Annotated in this window: 15 protein-coding genes, 1 pseudogene and 1 CRISPR repeat array; of the genes and pseudogenes, 11 read left to right on the top strand and 5 right to left on the bottom strand. The window is 33.8% G+C overall.

Annotated elements, in window-relative coordinates:
* The first annotated feature begins 1 nt into the window (after position 1).
* On the top strand, positions 2-625 hold the full coding sequence (locus tag DS830_RS05710; RefSeq protein WP_118908588.1) for a CBS domain-containing protein: 624 nt from the start codon (positions 2-4) through the stop codon (positions 623-625).
* 73 nt (positions 626-698) lie between these two features.
* Here the strand turns inward: DS830_RS05710 and DS830_RS05705 are convergent, their stop codons facing one another.
* Positions 699-1,529, bottom strand: a complete 831-nt coding sequence (locus DS830_RS05705) for a glycosyltransferase family 8 protein (protein ID WP_420836981.1) — start codon at positions 1,527-1,529, stop codon at positions 699-701.
* 140 nt (positions 1,530-1,669) lie between these two features.
* Between DS830_RS05705 and DS830_RS05700 the strand changes: the two genes are divergently transcribed.
* From DS830_RS05700 to DS830_RS05685, 4 genes and pseudogenes are all read left to right on the top strand, one after another.
* Positions 1,670-2,080, top strand: a complete 411-nt coding sequence (locus DS830_RS05700; RefSeq protein ID WP_118908587.1) for a MarR family winged helix-turn-helix transcriptional regulator — start codon at positions 1,670-1,672, stop codon at positions 2,078-2,080.
* A 7-nt stretch (positions 2,081-2,087) separates the two neighbouring features.
* Positions 2,088-3,473 (top strand): annotated as a pseudogene (locus tag DS830_RS05695) (MFS transporter).
* 443 nt (positions 3,474-3,916) lie between these two features.
* A complete protein-coding gene (locus DS830_RS05690) occupies positions 3,917-4,105 on the top strand; it encodes a transcriptional regulator (protein ID WP_118900801.1) in 189 nt (62 codons plus the stop codon).
* A 96-nt stretch (positions 4,106-4,201) separates the two neighbouring features.
* The gene (locus DS830_RS05685; protein ID WP_118908586.1) at positions 4,202-8,380 is read left to right on the top strand and encodes a pectate lyase-like adhesive domain-containing protein; all 4,179 of its coding nucleotides are present in this window, start codon (positions 4,202-4,204) and stop codon (positions 8,378-8,380) included.
* 120 nt (positions 8,381-8,500) lie between these two features.
* On the opposite strand, the gene asnB is transcribed toward DS830_RS05685, so the two are convergent.
* The gene (asnB, locus tag DS830_RS05680) at positions 8,501-10,459 is read right to left on the bottom strand and encodes an asparagine synthase (glutamine-hydrolyzing) (protein WP_118908585.1); all 1,959 of its coding nucleotides are present in this window, start codon (positions 10,457-10,459) and stop codon (positions 8,501-8,503) included.
* A gap of 232 nt (positions 10,460-10,691) precedes the next feature.
* Here asnB and cas9 point away from each other — a divergent pair, with 232 nt between their 5' ends.
* The 5 genes from cas9 (at position 10,692) to DS830_RS05655 (ending at position 20,274) form a co-directional block, all read left to right on the top strand.
* Positions 10,692-14,669, top strand: coding sequence for a type II CRISPR RNA-guided endonuclease Cas9 (gene cas9 / locus DS830_RS05675; protein WP_118908584.1), 3,978 nt, complete (start codon positions 10,692-10,694; stop codon positions 14,667-14,669).
* 164 nt (positions 14,670-14,833) lie between these two features.
* Entirely contained in the window at positions 14,834-15,727 is an 894-nt protein-coding gene (cas1, locus tag DS830_RS05670; protein ID WP_118908583.1) for a type II CRISPR-associated endonuclease Cas1, read from the top strand.
* Between the two features lie 11 nt (positions 15,728-15,738).
* On the top strand, positions 15,739-16,044 hold the full coding sequence (gene cas2 / locus DS830_RS05665; protein ID WP_118908582.1) for a CRISPR-associated endonuclease Cas2: 306 nt from the start codon (positions 15,739-15,741) through the stop codon (positions 16,042-16,044).
* Entirely contained in the window at positions 16,041-16,706 is a 666-nt protein-coding gene (gene csn2 / locus DS830_RS05660; protein ID WP_118908581.1) for a type II-A CRISPR-associated protein Csn2, read from the top strand. The genes cas2 and csn2 overlap by 4 nt, the downstream gene beginning before the upstream one ends.
* 20 nt (positions 16,707-16,726) lie before the next feature.
* Positions 16,727-19,731: a CRISPR direct-repeat array (repeat unit 36 nt; unit sequence GTTTTAGAGGTAAGTCAAAATTATAAGTGTAAGACC).
* 168 nt (positions 19,732-19,899) lie between these two features.
* Positions 19,900-20,274, top strand: coding sequence for an ASCH domain-containing protein (locus DS830_RS05655; RefSeq protein ID WP_118908580.1), 375 nt, complete (start codon positions 19,900-19,902; stop codon positions 20,272-20,274).
* A 737-nt stretch (positions 20,275-21,011) separates the two neighbouring features.
* Here DS830_RS05655 and DS830_RS05650 read toward each other — a convergent pair.
* Positions 21,012-21,977, bottom strand: a complete 966-nt coding sequence (locus tag DS830_RS05650; protein ID WP_118908579.1) for an AEC family transporter — start codon at positions 21,975-21,977, stop codon at positions 21,012-21,014.
* Positions 21,978-21,997: 20 nt separating this feature from the next.
* Positions 21,998-23,626 (bottom strand): malolactic enzyme, encoded by a 1,629-nt coding sequence (locus DS830_RS05645; RefSeq protein ID WP_118908578.1) that lies wholly within the window; start codon positions 23,624-23,626, stop codon positions 21,998-22,000.
* Between the two features lie 97 nt (positions 23,627-23,723).
* Here DS830_RS05645 and DS830_RS05640 point away from each other — a divergent pair, with 97 nt between their 5' ends.
* On the top strand, positions 23,724-24,596 hold the full coding sequence (locus DS830_RS05640; protein WP_118908577.1) for a LysR family transcriptional regulator: 873 nt from the start codon (positions 23,724-23,726) through the stop codon (positions 24,594-24,596).
* On the opposite strand, the gene DS830_RS05635 is transcribed toward DS830_RS05640, so the two are convergent.
* On the bottom strand, positions 24,589-25,440 hold the full coding sequence (locus tag DS830_RS05635; RefSeq protein ID WP_118908576.1) for an aldo/keto reductase: 852 nt from the start codon (positions 25,438-25,440) through the stop codon (positions 24,589-24,591). The two genes, DS830_RS05640 and DS830_RS05635, sit on opposite strands and share 8 nt — an antisense overlap.
* Positions 25,441-25,451: the final 11 nt, after the last annotated feature.

Genomic DNA, 25,451 nt, shown 5'->3' with positions numbered 1-25,451 from the left:
CATGACTGTTGCTGATTATATGACCAAAGACGTAATTACAATTCGTCCCCAAACCAAAATAAATGTTGCTGTGAAATTAATGGAAGAAAATCACATCCATCGCTTACCGGTGATTGATGGGAAACAATTAGTCGGCTTAATTACAGCTGGCACAATTGCCCAAGCGTCACCTTCAGATGCTACTAGTTTATCTATTTATGAAGTTAATTATCTCTTTAATCAAATGACAGTTGAGCAAGTAATGACTAAAAAAGTCTTAACCGTGGCTTATGATGCTTCTTTGGAAGATGCCATTTATCAAATGCGCCAACATCAAATTGGAGTTTTACCAGTCATGCAAGCTGATAATGTTGTGGGCATGATTACCAATAATGATATTTTAGATGCCTTCTTAGATATAACGAATTATTTTCAAAAATCTGAAGTTGTGCAAGTAGTGATAGAGCAGGATCACACTGGTGTAATTTGGCAGATTGGTAAAATAATGACCCAAAACAAGGTAAATATCCAGACTTTAATGGTTACACGACATTTAGGAGAAATTGTAATTGAAATCCACGTCGATCCCCAAGATAAAGTTGAAGTACGACAAATATTACAACAAGCAGGATTTACTATTCGTTAAACTAAAAAGAGGTTATGACCTAATGATCATACCTCTTTTTAGTTTGTATAAGTTATCTTTAGTCTAACTATAATTAAGGCGTGATTTGTTGTGCTTGGTGCTGATAATGCAGATATAACTCTCGAAAATTGCTTTTATAAGTATGCTGCCAAGGTTTGTCTTTGCCGCAATAATGCAAAAAGACAGTATGTTGGATAACCCAAGATAAATTATATTGGCCGCCGCTGGTAGTCTCATAGATGAGTTTTTTTCGAGTATCATAATTGTACAACTCATCGGGCACAGTTAAGATTTGTTTGCCATACAGATAATTAAGAATGTCTTGATCAGGCAACAAAAAAAATTTCCCCAGATTGTTAATAGTTTGAAAGATATCTTGAGAGGTCACTGTTTGGCGGATGGCTGCTAAATTCATTAACAAGACACCGGAATTATAATAACCTTCACTTTCATAAGTATCCAAGCGTACTTTATTAAAAACTGAAGTCAGATCAGTTAACCCAGAATGAATAGCAGCAGCGTAGAGATTGTTTTGAAAGTCTAATTGATAAAATTGGGAAAAGTCATTAATACATAAAATATCAGCATCTAAATAGAGAATTCGTTGAAGATTAGTTGGCAAGTAGTTATGGGCTAACAAGCGATAATAAATAGTGAGTGGATAACGCTTAGAAGTGGGAGCTTGAGCAAATAGCTGGGCATCTTCAATCACAATAGGGAAATAACGCATCTGCAATTGGCGGCAAAATTGGTCTAACTCTTGGTTAGATGACAACGCTGGGTGTTGTAAAACGTAAACATCGTATTGTTGCTGAGGGGCGGAATTTTGTTTGATGGACCATAGAGTGGTCTTTATTTGTTGAAAATAATGATCATCAATCGAAAAAAGTAAATTAATTGTCATAATTACCATCCTTTACTTAAGTTAATTGTAGCATGGAAAATGATAAAAATTTGTAATTTAATGATTGACAAATCAAAAAAGCAAGTATAAATTGTACGGTACTATCGTTAGCTAGCTAGCGATTTTAAAGGAGTGATGTTATGCTTCATGATACCGGACGACTGCTAAAAATGGCTGCGCGCCAATTAACCATCCAGTTTGATCAGTTTGCACGCCAATACGATTTAACAGGAACACAAATGTCCATTATTGATCATTTAGGACGAATACCGGGCGAAATCTTACAGCGGGATTTAGAAAAGGAATTCAACATTCGACGCTCAACAGCAACTTTGATTTTGCAGCGTATGGAAAAAAAACAACTAATTAAACGTCAAACTGCACAAACTGATGCACGGCAAAAGTCAGTTCAACTCACAGTTAAAGGACAACAATTAGTTCAACAAATTAGCCACTATATGCAACAACAACAAGCACAACTGCAGCAACACTTTACCAAAGAAGAAATAGCCATTTTTGAAAAAGTTCTGCAATATTATACGAAAGCGTAGGTTACAAATGACAACCAAGAAAAAAATTACAGCTCGTGTATTAGCCGCCGTGATTGCGGCTGGAATTATGTCTTTTTGTGGAGTGATTGTAGAAACTGCAATGAATATCACTTTTCCCACATTAATGAAAGAATTTCATGTTGATACAACTACCGTTCAGTGGATGACTACGGGTTGTTTATTGGTAATCGCAATTGTTGTACCATTATCCGCCATTTTGAAAAAAAATTTCCCCACTAAAGCCATTTTTTTGGCAGCTAATTTGTTATTTATATTAGGTGCCATTATAGATGCATTAGCGCCAACCTTTTTGTTATTGTTAATTGGTCGGATGATTCAAGGTGTAGGTACTGGATTAGCTTTACCTTTAATGTTTAATATTATTTTAGAACAAGTTCCAGCTGAAAAGATTGGTTTGATGATGGGAATTGGTTCTTTAATTACAGCGATTGCACCAGCCATTGGTCCCACTTATGGGGGATTAGTAGTGAACAGTTTAGGCTGGCGTTATATTTTTATTTTGTTATTACCAATTTTAATTGTATCTTTATTCTTGGGTTGGTACTCAATTACTCAAGTTAGTGCTATTCACAAAACTCCTGTCGATTGGTTGAGTATTGTTAGCATTATCTTATTATTTACGGGTTTAATTTTAGGATTTAGTAATTTAGGAACGGCTGCAATTTTGAGTTGGCAGGTATAAGGTGCTTGGATAATCGGAATCTTAGGTTTGTTCTTACTTTTGTATCGTAATCGTGTAGCCACCCCCATTTTAAATTTGGGTGTTTTGAATAATTCACGTTTTACTGGTCATGTAATTAGCTTCTTTTTCTTTCAGTTATGTGGTTTAGGAATTTCCTTTATTTTGCCTAACTATATCCAGTTAGTAAATCATCAATCAGCAACGATTGCAGGTTTGGTGGTATTACCAGGGGCTGCTTTAGGCGCTATATTGGCACCCTTTGGCGGACAGATTTTGGATCATTTTGGTGCACGCAAACCAATCTTAATGGGAACAACTTTTGCAGTTATTGCAGTCTTATTATTTACAATCTTTAGTCGCCATTTGACTTTAATTTCCATTTTGTTAATTTATTTACTTTATATGGCAGGAACTGGATTTGCCTTTGGTAATATTATGACCAGTGGTCTACAGAATTTAACCGTGGAACAACAAGCTGATGGGAATGCGATTTTAACAACTTTGCAGCAGTTTGCAGGTGCAATGGGCACTTCTGTTGTGGCTGCGATTATTGCCCAAAGTCAAAATCAAGCCCATGTAAGTAATGCTACTGCTAATGGTAGTCATAATGCATTTATTGTATTGTTGATTTTAGCTATTTTAGAATTATTGATTTTGAGTAAAGTCATAATCAATCATAAAGAAGTTTAATCACTTAAAAAATTTAAATAAAATAATAAAGTTGTACCAGCTAGCATAATTTAAACTAGCTGGTTTTTGTTGTTATAACAGCCTTTTACTAAACTAATTACTAATCTTTTTTAGCGTTATAAGTATAAAAATATCTCTAAGCGCACATAATTACTAAAATACAATTGAAAATGAGCTATTTGTACGGTATATTAATTAAGGAGTGAAAAATATTAATTTTGGAGTAAGGCCTATGCTAGAACATCTTTTACAGAGTAAGCTTTTTATCGATAGATAAATGGGTGTGACTCAAGAAAGCGCTTTCTAAACCGGAGCGTGATTTTTTAGTGTCTTATTTTGAGAAAAACAGCTTACTAATTAAAATTTGAACAACATAGTGATTAGTAAATATGAAATACCAATTTTAATTTGATTCACGATTTATAGTGAAAGGACTTTTATCAATGGAAGAACCCAACGAACTACTAGGCTATTTAAAGGCCAATCATATACCGCAGTCTAAAGTGGCTGAAGCAATCGGGCGCTCAATGTCTGCTACAAATCGCAAAATTAATCACCATGCAGACTTTACTCAAAGTGAAATTCGTAAATTACATTACGACCTCAAAATACCTTTAGAGATGTTGATATAGATTCAATAAATACTTATTTAATAATTAAGGAAAGTCATGTGAAAAGTACTATAGGTATTTAATAAAAATTAGAATAAAATGTTCGGAGGTTTTATTTTGAAATATACAAAGCCAAAATATTTAATTTTGGTGTTGACAATAGTATTAACATTAATTGGTTGTTGTCAATATTTAAATAACCCAGTGCAGGCGAAAGTGAAGCCAATTACTGTCTCTGCCAACAACGAAAATATGACAACAAATCTTCATAATTTGGTTAATCCCCAATCTACTTTAAATACCAATTTAGGCTCTTCTAATTTATATATGCCTAGTGGCCAAACTTCGTCTTTGTTGCGAACTTGGCAATGGCCTGCAGATGAAGATGAAACACATGAATTTGCTTTAGAGCCAGATCCTGAATATCCATTAAAGGAAATAGATGATGGATATGGTAATAAGAGAAAAGTGCGAGGATATATCGCGCATGTCCAGACAGCTAAGCAATTTTTGCAAGCTTTACTTGGCTCTTATGATGTGGATATTCATGGAAATGTTATGAATGATGATAATCATATTCCATATAAATATGCTCAGGCCAATGAAGGTGCTAATGCCCGAGGTCAGGAGCACAGTTATTCTGATATAACAAAAATTGTTTTAGAAAAAGATATTAATCTGCCTAATGCTAACAATGAACCTAAATTATATGTAAGAAATTATAAAGGCGAAAAAGTAGAGGCCGTTATTCAATCAACATCTGCTTCCACAGCTGGGGGCAATAATTCAGTTTATTTTGTATTAAGACGATTCCCCAGTGAAAAAGAAGAAACTGATGCAAAAGGTCAAAAAAGAATTTTTAGTCATTTAATTATTGACGGACATGGAATTGATGGAAAAGATCATAAATTAAATTTAGGACAGTTTACTTTACAAACTTGGACTCCATCATCAGGCCCAAGAGCTGATAGAGAAAATCAAGATATTACTTACCAAAATATAACTGTTTACGGTAATAGTTATTATGGTTTGCTTGACACTTCGATTGGTAATGCTCGTGAAACCTATCGAAATATAAACTACTACGGTGCACAATTTGCTTACGGCGGTAATTCATCTAACACTGTTATTTACATTGCTGGTACTACGAATGCTTATTCATTACATGATTATAATGCACCTGATGGCAAAAATTATATTTGCCAGACCAATGCTATTGGTGGTGGTGATCAACAAAACATTCAAGCAAAAGATATTGTATTTAAAAAGAATTGTATATATAACGGTTATACGTATAGTGGTAATACGATTCAACTAAGTGGTGATGCCATTTTAGAAGAAGGCGCAACTGTTAATTTGTTCCCTCATACAGAAGATCATGTTTTACCTGAAGCTCCACCTGCTTCAGGTATGTCTGCAGGTCTCTCTCTAAGTGATGGTAGTGCTAAAGTTAAGATGGGGAAAGATAGTAAGCTTAATGTTATTTCTGATGGACTCCCCTTATCAGCTAAAAGAACTATTTCTACCAAAGATCCAGCTGCTGGTTATGATTATGAATATGATGTGCCACAAATGCCTGCAGGTACTACTGACGATTCAAAGGCATCATATACTAATGCAGCTATAGGACTTTATATGAATGGAACTGACAAAGATAGCGGGATTTATTTTGAAAAAGATTCTAATGCAGTTATTAATGTCAACAGTACTATTCCTTTAAAGAATAATGTTAATCTGATTACTGTTAGAGGTGGTACAGCTAATATTGGTGAAGGAGCTTTATTAGTTGAAGCTGAGAATCTTAATGTGCCAACTGCCAACTATAATTTGTTAGCAATTGGTGCTGGTGCTAATGTTTATATTGGTAAAGATGGAATATTTGATTTATCTGCTCCTCATGCGCAAGGGAATGTTAATATGGTAAATACCTTAGGTGCCGGTACTTTCAAAATCAACGTCTATCAACCGAAGTTACTCCGGATTGTCACACCTGAAGAAAATAAAAAGGCTTATTTAGTTAATGGTACTGGAGTCGTTGAAATGCACGGAGTTAAGGCACAAGCTATAGGTCATACTTGGGCATCTCAAGGTCTTGGCGATGCCACAGTTAATCTAAAAACCACTCCATTTGAATATTTGAATTTACCCTTTCGAGGTACTAACTTGATAACAGGACTAGATACTTCTGTAAATAATCAAATGGGCGTGGAATCTAACCAGAGCTCGTTGGGTAGATTAAGTAAAACAATTCAAAGCATGATACAGCCGGGTACAGGATTACAACGAAATATTCGTGAATTTGACTCTATCACTGTAACTGCTATTGATGCAGGTCCACAAATGCAAGACCAAACACCCACACTACATGGTGATCCTTCGATAACTCCTGATCAACGATTTATTAAAGGAACTATAACTGATAGAGAGCAAAATAAGCCAATTGTAAATACTGATTCACAAAATAGCAATTATAATAATCCTGATGCTCGTTTGCATGTGGTGTTGAATCATAAAGATGGAACAACTGTTGATCTAGGAACAAAGACTGATGAAGAAAGAGATATTGTTGATCCATTGGCCACAGCTTTAAGTCCTAATCCGTCCAAGTTTCCTATTGCCCCTGATGACTACGATTGGGGTAATCAAGAATTCCCAGCTTTATCTGCTAAAGGTAAAGCTCTATATAAGGATAAGAATGATGTTGATGCTAAAGGTTGGCAATATCTTGATAATACGGTAAAAGGTCTAGTTACTTGGGATACAGATAACAAGAATTATCAAATTGATATTGATAAGGTTCTTGAACAATATAATACTAAGAACCCAAATAATAAAATTGAGTATTTGACAGGAACCGATACAATTACTGTTACCTCAGAATATGCTTTTCAAGCTTCACAAGTATCAACTATCAAGGTGGCAACACTAAATTTGCGAATTGATAGCGATAAAGTTAAAAAGCAACGTTCTTATTATCTCTTAGGAGAAGATTTACAGATACCATTACAATATCAGGAAAATGCAAGTAAGGCAGATCCTACGTTAACAGTTAACAGTTGGTATTTTGCTGATCCAAATAATTTGCCAGATAAGTTGGATTCTAAAAAGCCGACTGCTTCTACAACTTATTCCGTGCAACAAAAGGTTACTAGCTGGACTGACTTAGACGATTGGAAAATTCCTGCTGCGAAGGCAACTAATATTGTAGGTAATCATACTATTAAGTTATATGGTGCTGATGATGCCAATGGCCAAAGTCCATCGTTTGATATAGATGCAAATGGTCAATTTCCACTTAAAGCTTTGGACTTTGATGAGTACACCTATAATTATAATGTCTTAAATGTTCCAGGTTATACAGGAGAAAGAACCTTTAAAAAACCTGATTTGCATTATCGTAATGATAGATCCAAAGATACACCCATTGATTGGAATGAACCATTGCCAATGGGGATTTACTATGAGCACAATGTCTTCACACCTAAAAGTGATACAGCCCCCATTAGTAACTTTGAGTTTACTAGAAATGGTGACGATAAAGTGGCTATTAAAGGTAGTACGTTGGTTATTGTTGATCTTGATAATCCAACGAATACTGTTTCATTATCAAATTTTGAATATGGTAAAAATTATAACACCAGTGATCGTAGATTATCTAAGTTGGTAGATGGCAAAAGTAATCATTTTAAAAAGAATATCCAATTCAAAATTTATACTAAAGTCCAAATTACTGATGTACCCGATATTACTTTAGGTACAATTACTTTAAGTACAGAAAATGATAATAAAAATATCAATTTATCAACAGTTGACCTTGGTAGCATTGCTGCTCAGACTAAAGGAAGTATCCAGTTCTTACAGCTAACAGTGCCAAAGACGATTGACTATGGTAGCCATACTTCAATAGCTAATCAAAATGAGAAATATGAAATTGCTAATGTTGATGATGTTAAGTCCAATTTGATTTTGAATTATGATCCTAATGTGGGGAAAAGTAGTGGTATTCAAGTATATGCTCGAATTATGGATGATGAGTTTTGGGACAATGCCTTAAGCTATAATGACGGCAAAAAAACCTCTTATATCGGTAATGATCTTGTTTTGATTTATGATAGTGGCAAGATACAAGGAGCTAATTTAGGAGATCCTGTTCATCATATCAAGTTAGCAAATGAGTGGTGGAATTCAAGTGGTAAACAAAGTAAGGGACTTTTCATGGAGACTCAAGCTCCACGTAATCCGCATATGGGACAACCTCATTCTAAGCTAGAATGGCAAGTAGTTAATAGTATTTAATGAGACTTATATAAAAAGCATTGATATACAAAAATATCAATGCTTTTTTGTTTGTAATAATTATAAGAAAAACCGCTCGACCATTTTGGCCTAACGGTTTCGAAGATTAATTTAATTATTTTAAACTAAGGTACCATTATCCATAAATTGTTGAACATCTGGTTGTAGGTGTTCGTATTTTTGAACAGTAGCATCAAAATCAACAAAGTATAGTTTGTACCAAGTTAAGAAGGTAAAAATATTCCAGACTTGGCGGCGGCCATCAATTTTACCGGCATAATTATCATCTAACAATTGCAAAATCTTAGTTTGGTCGAAAATTTGATTGACCCAATCTTCACTAAAGAGGTCTTTAACTTTTTGATAATATTTATCTTCTTGCAGCCAAGTTTTAATTGGTACAGGGAAACCTAATTTCGGACGTTTAGCCCAATCTGCTGGCAAATGGCGATTAGCAGCCTTGCGAAAAGCATACTTGGTATCATGATTATTAATCAACATTTTTGAAGGAATGGAATTGGCGAGTTCTGCTACTTTACGGTCTAAAAAGGGTACACGCAATTCCAAAGAATGAGCCATTGAAATTTTGTCAGCTTTTTGCAAGATATCATTGAACATAAAGTGGTGTAAGTCGATATATTGCATTTGCTTAACATCTTCAGCATCCTTAACTTTAGCAAAGTCTTTTTGATAAATGCCTTGAACTGTTAAATCGTTTTGATATTGGGGCTGTAAGACATCATTAGCCTGCTTAGAAGTAAAGATAGTGGGTTGATCCGGATCGTAAATCAAAGATTCTCCCACATAATATTCTGATGGTTGGGCTGTTTGACTATAGAGATGAACTTTACCTGGGAAGTCAGGGCATTTTTGTAAGTTTTTGGCCAGATGATAACGAATACCTTTCGGTAACTTGTGTAATCCATCAGCAAAAACTTTGACTACTGTGTTTTTAGTATGCATGCCGTAATTGACATATCCCGCAAATAATTCATCAGCACCTTCACCAGAAAGCGCGACAGTTACTTTTTTACGGGCTAGGCGGCAAAGATACCACAAGGGAATAACTGAAGGATTACTATCTGGTTCATCGAGGTGATATTGCATTTCTGCAAAGTCAGCAAAGGCCTCATCACCATTTACAGTAGCTTCATTAAAGTGCAAGCCTTCTTTATCAGCTAGTTCTTTGGCCACACTGGCTTCATCATAGGGACCATTATCAAAGTTGACACTGAAGACTTCTTGTGGATGCAAGACGGCAGTTACATAGCTTGAATCCACTCCTTCAGATAAGAAACTGCCCACTGGGACATCAGCAATGTGGTGTAATTTTACAGAATCTTTCACAGTTTGGTCAATTTCATCAATTGTTTGTTGCAGAGAACGCTGGTGATTGATTCGATAATTTGCATCCCAATATTGATGAATCTGCAAATCTTGGTTATGAAATTCAAACCAATGACCAGCAGGGAATTTGTAAACATTTTTGAAAAAGGTTTCATCTAAATCGTTATATTGATTCATTAAAAACGGTTTTAAGGCTTCTTGATTGAGTTCTTTTTGAAAATGAGGATGCTTCAAAAAGGCTTTGATTTCAGAACCAACAATGAGAGTTTCATCTTTTTGATAGTAATATAAAGGTTTAATACCAAAGAAATCGCGTGCACCATAGAGAGTTTGCTTGTTATTATCCCAAATTAAGTATGCAAACATTCCGCGCACTCTTTGTAATGTGCCGTCCATCCCCCATTCTTCGTAGCCATGGAGGAGAACTTCGGTGTCGGCTTGAGTAGTAAAGGTGTGACCGGCAGCAATTAATTCATCGCGAAGCTTTTGATAATTATAAATTTCACCATTAAAAGTAATGAGGATTGACTGATCTTCATTGTAGATAGGCTGCTTACCACCCTTTAAGTCAATAACACTTAAGCGCCGAAAGCCCATGGCCACTGTGTCATTAGTATATAAACCGCTACCTTTGATATTAGGACCACGATGTTGAATCATTTTCATCATAGATTTAATCGTGGTTTCTTTATCAGCAACCGTTGGGTCGCTAAATGCAATAATACCGCACATAACATTTCCTCCTCTGTACATAAAAATAGTTTAATTAAATACATTATCAGTGTCAATTTGTAATAGTTAAAGTATACTCGAATTTGACGAAAATGACTTATTTATTTTACCTTATATTGTCAAGTGCTGGTCTATAAAGAGTTGACATCTGACTATTTATAATGGTTAGATAGTTATTGTAATCAATTACATTGCTAAGGTAATTGAAGAATAAATATCTAAGGAGACAATTATGGGACTAAACAAGAAAAAATCCGATAATTATAATATTGGTCTAGATATTGGTACCAGCAGTGTCGGCTGGGCTGTTACTGATGACCAGTATCAATTATTTTCTTTAAAAAAGAAAAACGCTTTAGGAGTACGCTTATTCGACGGTGGCAACACGGCCGAAGAACGGCGGGGTTATCGTTCTGTACGGCGGCGATTAAATCGACGCAAGCAACGGTTACAATGGTTAAAGGAAATTTTTGCTCCTGAGATTAATCCAATTGATCCAGAATTTTTTGCGCGCCTCAATTATTCTTGGGTTGCTCACGGTGACCAACAGCATCAACTATTTAACCACATTGTCTTTAATGATCAAGAGTCTGAGGAAAAATTTTATGACAAGTATCCTACTATCAGTCATTTACGTTCGGCAATGATTCACCATCCAGAACAAAAATTTGATTTGCGCTTAATATATTTGGCATTTCATAACCTTATCAAGTATCGCGGCAATTTCTTGTATGAAAGCCAAGGAGAACATCTAAAAAGTTCTGGTGCTCAGTTGCAAGCTCTCTTAGGGGAATTAAGTCAAGATTTGGAAGCTTATGGCTTAGAAGTTGATTTGACAGATATTGAAGGGATTTTGTTAGATAAGAATCTTGGGGCTGCCGCTAAGGTAACAAAAGCGCAAAATCAACTTACTTATGCTAAAGCAGATAAGCCTAAGATTACGGCCTTATTAAAGTTATTGGTAGGGAATAAGGGAGACTTAGCTCCTATTTTGGGTATTGACTTGGCTGCTAAAGATGAATTCACTTTAAAATTTTCCGATAGCAACTTGGATACTAAGTTAGAACAAGTTCAAGATATCCTAACCGACACCCAAAATGCCTTATTGGAAAAAATTTATCAAATTTATAACGAAATCGTCTTAGCTAAGATATTAAATGGTAAAACTTATCTGAGTGATTCTTGGGTCGAATTGTACGAACAGCATCATGAGCAATTACAAGATTTAAAACAAATGTGGCATCAAGCTGAACCTAAAGAAGCTCGTGCGCAACGACAACTTTATACTGATTACATTCAGAATAATAAAATGGATCGTGACAAATTCTATACAGCTGTCAAAAAGTTTCTCAAAGATGCTCAACCAAGCGAGTTAGCGCAACAAGCTCTAAAAGATATTGAAAATGATAATTATTTACTCAAACAACGCACACGTGATAATGGAGCTATTCCTTACCAATTGCACTTAGTAGAATTAAAAAAGATTATTGAAAATCAAAGTCAATATTATCCTTTTTTGAAAGATCAAGAAAATAAATTAACTTCTTTGTTAAGTTTTCGAGTACCTTATTATGTTGGACCATTGACAGATTCTCAGCGCAGTCAGTTTGCATGGATGAGCCGCAAAGCTACAGGTAAAATCTACCCGTGGAATTTTCAAGAAAAAGTAGATTTAGAAAAATCTTCAATGAAGTTTATTAATCGGATGACGGCAACTGATACTTACTTATTGGGAGAACCAGTTTTACCTAAAATGAGTTTGTTATATCAAAAATATGAAGTCCTCAATGAACTTAATAAAATCAAACTCGACTATCGTCCTAATTGGGATGTGGAGTTAAAGCAACGGATTTATAATGAATTATTTAAAAAACAAAAATCAGTTTCTGTTAAATCTTTAAAAAAATGGTTAGTAGAAAATGGTTATTTTGAAAATGATGTCAAAGTTGGCGGTTTAAGCAGTGAAACTAAATTTAATAGTTCTTTAAGTACTTATCACGACTTTTTACCGATTTTTGGAGCTGACTTCTTAGATAATCCCGACAATCAGGTGCAATTAGAAGAATTGGTAGTTTGGCTGACAGTTTTTGAAGATCATCATATTTTACAACTGAAATTGCAAAATTCACCTTACAATTACACTGATGAACAGATTCGACGCTTGAGTAATATGCGTTATCAAGGATGGGGACGGCTTTCACATAAGTTATTAAGTGATTTGCGTGGGCAAACTGATGAAAGCATCTTGTCTTTATTATGGACCACAAATCAAAACTTTATGCAAATTCTGCATTCTGATAAGTATAATTTTGAAGAATTAATTGAAAAAGCTAATGAAAATAATAATGTTAATAAGTCTATGCTGGATATTATTAATGAATTGGCGGGTTCTCCAGCGATTAAACGGGGAATTTGGCAAGCGTTCTTAATTGTTCAAGATATTGTTAAAGTTATGGGACATGCTCCAGAAAAAATCTTTATTGAGTTTGCTCGGGGAGCTTTAGATAGTCAAAAGAATAAACGGACCGTAAGCCGCTATGACCGTTTAGACAAAGTGTATAGGGCTATTAAAAAGCAGATTCAAGAGGTTCAACCAGCTCTAGTTGATCAGTTAACTGACAACAAGGGGCGTCTTGAAGATGAGCGCTTATACCTTTATTTTGCTCAATTGGGTAAAAGCTTGTACTCTGATACACCTTTGGACATTAATAATTTGCAGCAGTATGAAGTTGATCACATTTTGCCGCAATCTTATATCAAGGATAACTCTTTAGAAAATAAAGCTTTGGTTTTAAAATCCGAAAATCAGCATAAATTGGATAACTTATTACTCGATGATCAAATTATTAATCAAAACCAACATCGTTGGGAACAAATGTATAAATGGGGACTTATGGGACCTAAAAAATTCTTTAATTTGACCCGTCGAGAAATTAAAACTGGTAATAAAAAAGGATTCATTAATCGGCAATTAGTGGAAACTCGGCAAATTATTAAAAATGTAGCGACAATTTTTGATAATTACTTTCAAAATGATAATACCCAAGTAGTTGCCATTAAAGCGCAAACCAGTTCAGAATTACGTCACAAATTTAAATTATATAAAAATCGTAAGATTAATGATTTTCATCATGCACATGATGCTTACCTAGCCAATATTGTGGGAACTTATTTATTGAAGCAATATCCGGACTTAGAAAGTGAAATTATTTTAAACAACTATACCAAGTTTATTGACCAAGTTAAGCAAGTTATGCGTGTAGAAACAGACAAACGTAAAAAAGAACTTGCAGCTAATAGCAGTTTCTTATTGCATGATATTGAAGATAATCAAGCCTTAGCTGATGAAAATGGTGAAATTATTTGGCCTGCTGATCAAATTCAAACTATTCGCCAAGTCCTTAGTTATAAACAAGTTAATGTTACGCGCAAGACTGAATTTAATCATGGGGCATTTTATAAAGAAACATTGTTTGCTCCAGGAGCTAAAAATGGTCTTATTGCACAAAAACAAGATCGTGATCCGGCAATTTATGGAGGCTATTCTAGTAAACAATTTGCCTATTCATCACTAGTAAGAATTGATGATAAGAAGATAAGATTAGTAGGAATTCCTGTTTATGTAGATAAGTTAATTCAAGAACAAAAAGTTAACTTAAATGAATGGCTGCATGATAATGTGAAGCATAAAAAATCTTTACAAGTAATCCTGACTAAAGTGCCGAAATATCAAGTTGTATGGAGTAAAGAAGTAGGCCGCTTATGCTTATCTTCTGCCACGGAAATTCAAAATTTCCAGCAGTTAGGATTATCATCTAAGTCGTACGAATTTTTAACGCGAACAGATCAAAAAAATGCTGTTGTTGAAGCCATTATTAAAGATATGGATTATAGTTTTATTGATATTTATCAAGAAATTTTAGATTTGATGCCTCAATACTATCCATTTTATTCATATGAATATCAATCATTAGCTGATAGTTTTGAAGATTTCAAAGCTTGTGATATTGCCAAACAACAACAAATCATCGAACAGTTGTTGAATATGTTACATGCCAATGCTTTGAATGGTAATTTTAAAGACTTAAAATTTGGAATTATTAAATCTACGGCTTTAGGCAAAAAACCAAATGGAATGGATTTAAATAATATCTATCTTATATATACTTCACCAACAGGTTTGTTTGAAAAGCGTGTCTTAATTAAATAAATTTAGACAACAAAAAAAGGCCCTAAGTCGGGCCACTCATAATGAGCAATTAATGTAAACATTTATTTTAAATCGATAAATCAAAATTACAAGTGTAAGTTGTTGAAATCAATCAACAGTTAAAGAATAAAACGATATGACAAAATTGTCAAGGGGGAGTTAACATGGCTTGGCGGCAAATTGTGATTACCAACCACTCCAAATTATCTTATAAAGCTAATAAATTACTAATTCAAACAGATCATCTGCAATTATATGAATTTCCTTTGGTGGATATTGCAACTATTGTACTGCAAAGTACTCAGGTAACAATTACAGCCTTTTTAGTACAAAAATTAGTTGAAAATAATATTAAATTAATTTTTTGTGATAAGGACTATAATCCTTGTGCAGAAGTTGACGGTTATTATTCTTATAATAACCGTAATCAAACTATCGAAAATCAAATTAATTGGTCCATCAATGCCAAACAAGAACTATGGACACACGTTGTTCGCCAAAAAATGATTAACCAAAATCAACTCTTATTACAATTACAACTTTTAGATGATGAGCAGGAAATTCAACAAGAAATTGAGCAAATAGTATTTAATGATGAAACTAATCGTGAAGCGGTAATTGCACGGAAGTATTTTACTAAATTGTTTGGCAATAGTTTCAGTCGTGGACAAGATTCACAAATTAATACGTACTTAAATTATGGTTATTCTATTTTATTATCTAACTTTAATCGGGAAATTACCGCTCAAGGCTATTTAACTGAATTAGGTATTCATCATCACAGTATTAAAAACACTTTTAATCTCTCTTCTGACTTGATGGAACCTTTTCGGCAAATAATTGATCAAAAAGTTTATGAATTGCGCAAAGAGCCTAATCTTAAATATGCCAAATTAGAATTAGTTGATTTATTAAATACAGAGATTACTTTTGGTGGTAAACAGATGATTCTACAAAATGCAATTACTGCCTATGTGCGTGACTGCTTGCATGTTTTAAATGGAGAAAGTAGTATTCAACGGCTAACTACCTTTGATTTAACGGAGCAGAAGAAATGAGGCAACGAGTTATGCGTTTAATAATTATGTTTGACTTACCAGTAGAGACGAGTACCGATCGGCGTAATTATCGACAATTTCGCAAAGTGTTAATTAACGAAGGCTTTTTAATGATCCAAGAATCTATTTATGGCAGAATTGCAGTTAATAAACCAGCAGCTGAATTTATGGAAGAGCGTATTGCCAAGCAAGCACCACCTCGTGGTTTAGTGCAATCATTAATTATTACTGAAAAACAATACGCTAATATTCGTTATTTGACTGGTCAAGATCCTAATATTTTAGAAGATAAGTTTGAAAGGCTAACAATTATATGAGTTTTCGACTAGTTTATTATCCTAATGACCCAATTGATAGTTCCCACAATGCACTCAGCCTTTATTTGGCCGATCAATTTGAATATCGAAAAGTTGTTTTTGATTTAGTTTCGGATCATCGCCTGCTACACTTATTTACTAATAATGAATTAATAAATTATCGCGATATTCAAGTAATTACTGATGTTTTTGCTTTTGACATTAATAGTAATGCCACTCTGCAAAAAATTTTACCGATTATGAAAAAGTCTCTTGAACTGACACAAATTAATGAAATTCAACAACTTAATCAAGATTTAAATCGGATTCTTTTTAATGAAATTGCCGGCTGGCAAATGCCTTTATCGTTTCGCAATAATTTGGATATTAATAGTTTATTGCTGTCGAAAGAGTTAAAAATTGATATGTTTGAATGGACAGATGTATTGGATAAGATGATTGGAGTTATTGAGATTATTGCGGAACTAAAATTAGCCACAGTCTTGATTGTGGCAGGCTTAAATTCATTATTTAATGCAGAAGAAATCCAAGAAATTATCGATACAGCAGTTTCGAAAAATGTTAAAATAGTACTAATTGATAATGTTAGAAGTCTAGGAGGTGATATACGTGGACTGTCCAGATTTGCGATTGATACTGATGGTTTTATGTATGAATATTAAAATTGGATTAAATTTGGACGGTTTTAGAGGTAAGTCAAAATTATAAGTGTAAGACCTTTTAAGTCAACTTAAACCCAACGCTACGGGTTTTAGAGGTAAGTCAAAATTATAAGTGTAAGACCGGGTAGAAGAATCAGGTGCTCCATGCCCATGTTTTAGAGGTAAGTCAAAATTATAAGTGTAAGACCCTCCTTTAGCCTTGCTAATCCTTAGGATTTGTTTTAGAGGTAAGTCAAAATTATAAGTGTAAGACCAAATCTTGAGGAAAGGAGGTAAATACAAATGTTTTAGAGGTAAGTCAAAATTATAAGTGTAAGACCCATGGATAATTTAAGTAAATGGTCTATTGGGTTTTAGAGGTAAGTCAAAATTATAAGTGTAAGACCTATTAGGGTCATTAACATCAGCAAAATCCTGTTTTAGAGGTAAGTCAAAATTATAAGTGTAAGACCTATAATAATTGCTTAGAAGCAATAGAATTTGTTTTAGAGGTAAGTCAAAATTATAAGTGTAAGACCCATTAATCGCCACCTTGGATAAATATTTATGTTTTAGAGGTAAGTCAAAATTATAAGTGTAAGACCATTTCTGCTAGTCATAAATTGAACGGCATAGTTTTAGAGGTAAGTCAAAATTATAAGTGTAAGACCAAGTCACTTCGTTTGGCAAAAAAGGCGACGGTTTTAGAGGTAAGTCAAAATTATAAGTGTAAGACCAAAACAAGCCTTTTTATGCCATGCTCAGGGGTTTTAGAGGTAAGTCAAAATTATAAGTGTAAGACCTTTATTTTAATCGCCCGCCATTACACAATAGTTTTAGAGGTAAGTCAAAATTATAAGTGTAAGACCTTAAATATATCATGGATAATCGTACCGATTGTTTTAGAGGTAAGTCAAAATTATAAGTGTAAGACCGTAGTTAACTTATCAATCTATGAAACGGTAGTTTTAGAGGTAAGTCAAAATTATAAGTGTAAGACCAAATGTGCCTGAGTCAGATCCAATTTTACAGTTTTAGAGGTAAGTCAAAATTATAAGTGTAAGACCTGTAAAAGCTATATATTCAACAAGTAACGAGTTTTAGAGGTAAGTCAAAATTATAAGTGTAAGACCCTGCAACGCTATCTTGTTCCGCAATAAATGGTTTTAGAGGTAAGTCAAAATTATAAGTGTAAGACCATCATCGGTAGTTAGTTGTTCTTCCTTTGGGTTTTAGAGGTAAGTCAAAATTATAAGTGTAAGACCAGCAATTACAACATTAGTGAAAAGTTTAAAGTTTTAGAGGTAAGTCAAAATTATAAGTGTAAGACCAAAAGCAACGTGAACATGGTCAAATTCATTGTTTTAGAGGTAAGTCAAAATTATAAGTGTAAGACCGAATTGGCTTGCCATTTTTACTGGTAGTTTGTTTTAGAGGTAAGTCAAAATTATAAGTGTAAGACCCAGCAACTAGCGCTAGCTTAACAGCTTCGTGTTTTAGAGGTAAGTCAAAATTATAAGTGTAAGACCGCCACGAATAGAACTGTTATCATGGTCAATGTTTTAGAGGTAAGTCAAAATTATAAGTGTAAGACCATAGTTACTATATATAAAAACTAGGCGGGCGTTTTAGAGGTAAGTCAAAATTATAAGTGTAAGACCAAACGTGCAGCCGATGCATTCAAAGGAATTGTTTTAGAGGTAAGTCAAAATTATAAGTGTAAGACCCATACGGCAAAGGTTGGGCAATGGTTACAAGTTTTAGAGGTAAGTCAAAATTATAAGTGTAAGACCTCAGAGAAGAAAGGACCTTATGGTGCACAGTTTTAGAGGTAAGTCAAAATTATAAGTGTAAGACCAATTCGCGCGTGGATGATATTGTCTCAGATGTTTTAGAGGTAAGTCAAAATTATAAGTGTAAGACCTAAGTGGTTTAGCTGCTTTGTTTAAAGATAGTTTTAGAGGTAAGTCAAAATTATAAGTGTAAGACCATAGTTACTATATATAAAAACTAGGCGGGCGTTTTAGAGGTAAGTCAAAATTATAAGTGTAAGACCAAACGTGCAGCCGATGCATTCAAAGGAATTGTTTTAGAGGTAAGTCAAAATTATAAGTGTAAGACCCATACGGCAAAGGTTGGGCAATGGTTACAAGTTTTAGAGGTAAGTCAAAATTATAAGTGTAAGACCTCAGAGAAGAAAAGGACCTTATGGTGCACAGTTTTAGAGGTAAGTCAAAATTATAAGTGTAAGACCAATTCGCGCGTGGATGATATTGTCTCAGATGTTTTAGAGGTAAGTCAAAATTATAAGTGTAAGACCTAAGTGGTTTAGCTGCTTTGTTTAAAGATAGTTTTAGAGGTAAGTCAAAATTATAAGTGTAAGACCTGCTAACAGCTACTTGCGTGAGACTATTGAGTTTTAGAGGTAAGTCAAAATTATAAGTGTAAGACCAAACAAGGCAAGGGGCACTGATATTGACTAGTTTTAGAGGTAAGTCAAAATTATAAGTGTAAGACCTGTTATATAGTAGCCAACCGATTCGCTAGCGTTTTAGAGGTAAGTCAAAATTATAAGTGTAAGACCAGCAGATGGATTTGTGAGAGAGAATTTTGTGTTTTAGAGGTAAGTCAAAATTATAAGTGTAAGACCATAAATTGATAAGGGGATAAGAAAAATATGGTTTTAGAGGTAAGTCAAAATTATAAGTGTAAGACCCACTAGTAAAAGATATGACAGTAATGGTCAGTTTTAGAGGTAAGTCAAAATTATAAGTGTAAGACCAAGCACATTTATAGTCGTCGATGAATCAATGTTTTAGAGGTAAGTCAAAATTATAAGTGTAAGACCATCATCGACCGTGTGGTTGACGCTGGTATTGTTTTAGAGGTAAGTCAAAATTATAAGTGTAAGACCCCATTAAATTTGGAAAGGAAACATTATGTTGTTTTAGAGGTAAGTCAAAATTATAAGTGTAAGACCAATTACTCCTTTTTGTTACCACAAAGTTACGTTTTAGAGGTAAGTCAAAATTATAAGTGTAAGACCAAAATAACAGAATGTATAACAGAATCTTAAGTTTTAGAGGTAAGTCAAAATAATTAGTAGAGTATTTTTTCTTTATTCTGTTAAAAATATTAAACCCGAATTTTAAAATTTTTTATCGATCTTTAAGATTATGAGATAATACTTTGTCAAATTTCAGGAGGGCTTTATATGAAAGCTTTAAGTATCAGGCCAGACTATGCTTTTTTAATTATGATTGGCGATAAGACAAAAGAATATCGCAGCTGGTCAACCAACTATCGTGGACCATTGCTAATTTGTTCGACTGCAAGAAAAATTAAAGATACTATTCCCGGCCACGCTTTATTAGTAGTTGATTTGAAAGCTGTTAATAAATTGGCTGATCATCAATTTGAATGGGTTATTGACCCAGTGTATAGTATCTATCCTTTTGCAGTTAAAGGTCAGCAAGGCTTGTTCAATGTTGATGACAAACTAATTAAAAAAGCTCCAATAGATAACGAACCAGATATTGATAAAATCAACGAATGGTGTGACAAATATTTAGAACCACTATTTGTTTAGTCTTATGAATTTTGTGCTTTTTTGTACTATACTGTGAATTAATTTTTATTTATATAAGTAAATCAAATAACCAATAGTTATTTATTATATAGTAGATTACAAGATTAATTCGAGCAGTCTCTAAAATTTTCATTGTAGATTGTATTATGATAGTTTCTAATAATTGATGTTAGTTTTAAAAAATAGTAGCTTGCAGTTAAAATACTCATTGCTGTCATCTTTCTAACATAAATAAGAATGACTAAGTCAGATTATATCAATACTTTAACGTTTAAAAAATGTTGCATAAAATGCTACAAATCCCATTTTAAGAACTAAGGCTAGAATCTATACTAAATTATCTGTAATTTATCATAGGTATTGTGACCTAGCTATACCAATATTGTCTATTATTTATTGTTAGTTTGTTGTAAAAGATATATAATTCTTAAGTCAAACTATGTTAAAGTAAATTATTCAAAATAGTCTTTTCTTTAGTAGTTGATTATGATTACTACTAGTATAAATGACTATTTGGGATTTTTAGGTTAACTTTTCTTGTATTAGTTATATAATGTTCATTGTACAAAAGAATAATTAAATATAGGATATAGTTTTAGAGGTAAGTCAAAATAATTAGTGGAAGATTAATAATTGCGCAGTTTTAATTGCCGATATTGTTTTAAAAGCAATTAAGCTTAACAATACAAAAATAAAGGTCTCTCAATTAGACCTTTATTTTTGTTGTTTAATTTTAATTAAAATATTAAGTTAATTACTTGCATTAAAATAGGTACTACAATAACGAATAAAACAGTACTAGTAGTAACAACATTTGTGGCATATCTAACATCCCCATGAGCTTGACCGACTAAAATCGGCAAAACGGCCAAACCAGGAGTAGCCGCTTGAATTACCAACGTGCTTTGCTCCATGTTAGGCATGTGAGCTCCCATTTTGCTGCCTAATAAAATAAATAAAATCATTAACGCCGGTGCAAAAACGAAACGCCCCATTAAAGCCCAAATAGTATCACGATCAAAACGGATTGATTTCAAACCAGCATCTGCCAAAATAATACCAATATAAATTAATGACATCGGTGTAACAATACCACCAATCATACTGAGAGTTGAATTAATCCAACCAGGAATAGGAATAGCTAATAATAAGAACACTAAAGAAACTATAAAGCCAACTAAGGGAGCAGGCAATAATTTCTTCCAATTAAATTCTTTTTTTGTGCCTTGAGTAATGGTTGGATCATCTGCAGAAATAAAGAAAACACCAATCGCCCAAGTGGAAACCGTATTAACCACATAATAAACCAAAAAATAGGGTAGACTCTTTTGACCAAATAAAGCTAGATTCAATGGTAAACCAATAAAAATAGTATTAGCGTTCGCAAACATGTTGATGAACGTACCGCGACGCCCTTTACGAATTTTTAAAAGTTTGGTCAATAACCACGCTAATAAATAGCTCGCAGCAAAACTGGCAAATGCATAAACCAGACCGCCAGTTAATCCGATTAATTTGTCACGGGTAAGATATTTTAATACAGAAACAAAGATTGAAGCAGGTAACGCGATATTCATAATGACAAAAGAAATATTACCCTTAAATTGTTCACCCACTTTACCAGCACTTTTGAGCCAGTAACCAAGGGCAATAACGATAACAATTTCTGCTACACTTTGTAAAGATGTAATAAAGGCTTGCATTATATTAATTTTCCTCCACTTTAATATTGGGCTTCCCATTTGATTGCACAAACAGCATCATGACCATTGGTAAAATTATTTTGACTTAATCCTTCTTTAATGGCTTGATTGCTGACATTTTCTGCCACAGTTTGTGAGAAGATATTTAATTTAGAGACTGGTGGTAAAACGGCGGCTCCGGGTTGTTTGGGATCGACAATGCCTCCTAGAGAATGAGCAGCCACGCTAATCATAGTGTCGCTTAAAACTCTAGCGTTTGCAGCAATTGCTCCTAATCCTAGGCCAGGATATACTAACGCATTATTTGCTTGTCCAATTTCATAGGTTACACCTTGATATTCTACCGGTTTTGATGGAATTCCAGTTGCAACTAATGCTCGACCATCTGACCATTTAATTAGATCAGCAGCAGTAGCTTCTGCTAACTTGGTGGGATTTGATAAGGGAAAGATAATTGGACGGTCAGTATAAGTTGCCATTTCTTTGACAATTTCTTGGGTAAAGGTCCCTGGTTTAGTTGACGTTCCAACCATAATTGTTGGATGAATGGCTTTAACAACAGCTTCTAAGGTGGTTAATTCTGAAGAATTATTGAATTCACTGCGTTTTCTCGCAAACATTTTTTGTTCAGGAGTTAAATCGGCAGTATCTTCGAACAATAATCCTTGTTTGTCAACCAAATAAAAATGTTCCTTAGCTTCTTGCGCTGAAAGACCTTCGTTCATCATTTCCTGATAAATTTGTTTGACAATACCAGTGCCAGCAGTACCAGCACCAAAACAAAGATATTTTTGTTCCGTTAATTTTTGGTTACTGATATTAAGCGCACCTAAAATTCCTGACAAAACAATAATTCCAGTACCTTGAATGTCATCATTGAAAGTTAAAATTTTGTCTTTATAACGATTAAGAATAGTGGCAGCATTATCACGGCCAAAATCTTCAAAGTGCAAATACATTTCTGGAAATAATTCTTCAGCAGTATTGACAAAATTATCAACAAATTGATGATAAGCATCACCTTTAATTCGCTTATGGTGATTACCTAAGTACAAAGGATCATTTAATAAAGCTTGATTATTGGTGCCAGCATCTAAAACAACGGGTAATACTTGAGCTGGATCAATCCCTGCAGCCGCTGTATAAACCATCAGTTTACCAACCGCAATATCTACTCCTTGAGTTCCCCAATCGCCAATACCTAAAATTGCTTCACCATCAGTGACAACGATTAATTTGATTTGACGGCCTGCAGCCGCGTTGTTTAGTGCTGTACGTATGTTTTCTTGATTATCAATTGACAAAAAAGCGGCATTTTGTGGATTCACAAATAAATGACTATAGTTTTCAATTGTGTCAGCAATTGTGGGATCATACACAATAGGCATAAATTCCATAATATGTTGACTAAATAGTTTGAAAAATAAAACTCGATTAGTATTAAAAATAGTCATCAAAAAAATTCTTTTTTCTAAATTTGAATTCTTTTTTTGAAACTGTTCATAAGTTACTTGCGCTTGTTGTTCGATAGTCTGGACAGTTGGTGGTAATAGACCTTGTAAGTGAAATTTTTCTCTGTCGGCGAGACTAAATGCTGTGCCTCGATTTAAAAAGGGATTATTTAATAAGTCTTGACCATTGTTTTCCATAATGCTTCCTCCTCATATTAAATATCTGTATAATATTATTAATAAATAACAATAGTCAAAAGGCTTAGTTTTAATAAAATAAATTTATAGGTGAAAAATGAACATTCAAGATTTACTATATTTTAATAAATTAGTGGAATTGCGTAATTACTCGCAAACAGCGCGCTATTTTTCTGTAACGCAACCAACTATTTCTTATACAATCAAACGTTTGGAAAAGCAATTTGGCACAACTTTGTTAGATCGACAGACAATGAATTTAACGATTGCAGGGAAACAATTCTATGAGCATACACAAAAAATAACACATGAAATGGATTTATTATCCAAAGATATGGCAGGTGTCTTAACTCCAAGAATAAAGTTGGGCTTACCGCCAATTATTACTAACTATCTATTACATCAACCAAAATATCTAAAAGTTTTTCAAGCTAACTTAGAACATTTGACAGTATATTCAGAAGAGTCACAACATACTTTTCAAGATTTGATTAAGGGTAATTTAGATGTCTCTTTGGTTGGTAGTGCCCAACCTATTGTTGAGCCAGATTTAAATGCTGATATTCTCTGTCAGCATCATTTTAAAATTATATGTAGCAGCCGCTCACTTTTAGCCAATAACAAGGAAGTATCTTTAACTGAACTTCAAGAATATCCCTTTATTTTGTTAGACAAAAAATCGACTCATCAACAAGTTTTTTCTCAGTTGATGAGCCGACATTTATTTAATCCGTGGGTGCTTTTTTGTACAGCTAATTTTAATACTATTTTGACATTGGTCCAACAAAATAGCGGCATTAGCTTTTTAACAGAAACAGCACTCGCAGCTTGCAGCCATGATATCGTAGCATTAGATTTAAAAGAAGCAAAGCAAATATATTTTTATATTAGTTTAGTATCACGGGTTAATCATGAACAAAATCCTATATTACAAGCATTTATTCAACAAATAAAATCAGCCATTAATTAATGACTGGACGCAATTTGGTGCGGGCTAAGTGCTCATCATCATTAGGATCAGAGCCATTAGGCTGATTCTTGTCTAATGCTGCAATAGTTGCCATTTCTGAGTCAGTTAATTCAAAATCAAAAATATCAAAATTTTGTTGCAGCCGTTTTTGATGGACTGATTTGGGGAAAATAATCGTCTGGCGTTGTAAATGCCAGCGTAAAATTACTTGAGCGCTACCCTTATGGTGGTTTTGTGCAATAGCTTGCAGACTTGCTTCTTCAAACACGCCATTAATACCTTGACCAAGTGGGCCCCAAGCTTCAACTGCAATTTTATGTTTTTGTAAATAATCTAATAATTCTGGTCGTTGCAGATAAGGATGCAGTTCAACTTGGTCTACTGCAGGCGTGATAGTTGCAGTTTCTTGCAGTTTTTCCAAATGTTTAATCATAAAATTAGAAACACCAATACTTCTAATTTTGTGCTCTTGATATAGTTTCTCCATTTCTTGCCAAGCCTGTTGGTAACCTGGTGCTGGCCAATGAATCAGATATAAATCTAAGTAATCTAAGCCCAAGCGTGATAAAGAATCATGATAAGCTTTTGAAACATCATCAAATTCTGCAGGCCAAAGTTTAGAGGTAATGAATAATTCTTGCCGATTAATACCTGATTTTTTAATAGCTTCGCCGAGCCATTTTTCATTGCCATAAATAGCAGCAGTATCAAAATGGCGATAACCAATTTCCAGTGCCCATTGAAAGGCTTGGATAAATTGGTCATGATCTTTCATTTTAAAAACGCCCATCCCTAATTGGGGAATTTGAACATTATTATTTAAAGTAATTTGTGGAATAGTCATGTTTTACCTCC

Source organism: Bombilactobacillus bombi (assembly GCF_003522965.1).
Taxonomy (GTDB): Bacteria; Bacillota; Bacilli; order Lactobacillales; family Lactobacillaceae; genus Bombilactobacillus; species Bombilactobacillus bombi.
Note: the sequence above shows the minus strand (reverse complement) of the source record. Positions and strands in the feature narration are given on the sequence as shown.

Coding starts and splice junctions, on each gene's coding strand:
- DS830_RS05645 (WP_118908578.1), bottom strand. CDS start 23,626: ATGGAAAACAATGGTCAAGACTTATTAAATAATCCCTTTTTAAATCGA.
- cas1 (WP_118908583.1), top strand. CDS start 14,834: ATGGCTTGGCGGCAAATTGTGATTACCAACCACTCCAAATTATCTTAT.
- DS830_RS05640 (WP_118908577.1), top strand. CDS start 23,724: ATGAACATTCAAGATTTACTATATTTTAATAAATTAGTGGAATTGCGT.
- csn2 (WP_118908581.1), top strand. CDS start 16,041: ATGAGTTTTCGACTAGTTTATTATCCTAATGACCCAATTGATAGTTCC.
- cas9 (WP_118908584.1), top strand. CDS start 10,692: ATGGGACTAAACAAGAAAAAATCCGATAATTATAATATTGGTCTAGAT.
- DS830_RS05700 (WP_118908587.1), top strand. CDS start 1,670: ATGCTTCATGATACCGGACGACTGCTAAAAATGGCTGCGCGCCAATTA.
- DS830_RS05710 (WP_118908588.1), top strand. CDS start 2: ATGACTGTTGCTGATTATATGACCAAAGACGTAATTACAATTCGTCCC.
- cas2 (WP_118908582.1), top strand. CDS start 15,739: ATGCGTTTAATAATTATGTTTGACTTACCAGTAGAGACGAGTACCGAT.
- asnB (WP_118908585.1), bottom strand. CDS start 10,459: ATGTGCGGTATTATTGCATTTAGCGACCCAACGGTTGCTGATAAAGAA.
- DS830_RS05655 (WP_118908580.1), top strand. CDS start 19,900: ATGAAAGCTTTAAGTATCAGGCCAGACTATGCTTTTTTAATTATGATT.
- DS830_RS05635 (WP_118908576.1), bottom strand. CDS start 25,440: ATGACTATTCCACAAATTACTTTAAATAATAATGTTCAAATTCCCCAA.
- DS830_RS05650 (WP_118908579.1), bottom strand. CDS start 21,977: ATGCAAGCCTTTATTACATCTTTACAAAGTGTAGCAGAAATTGTTATC.
- DS830_RS05690 (WP_118900801.1), top strand. CDS start 3,917: ATGGAAGAACCCAACGAACTACTAGGCTATTTAAAGGCCAATCATATA.
- DS830_RS05705 (WP_420836981.1), bottom strand. CDS start 1,529: ATGACAATTAATTTACTTTTTTCGATTGATGATCATTATTTTCAACAA.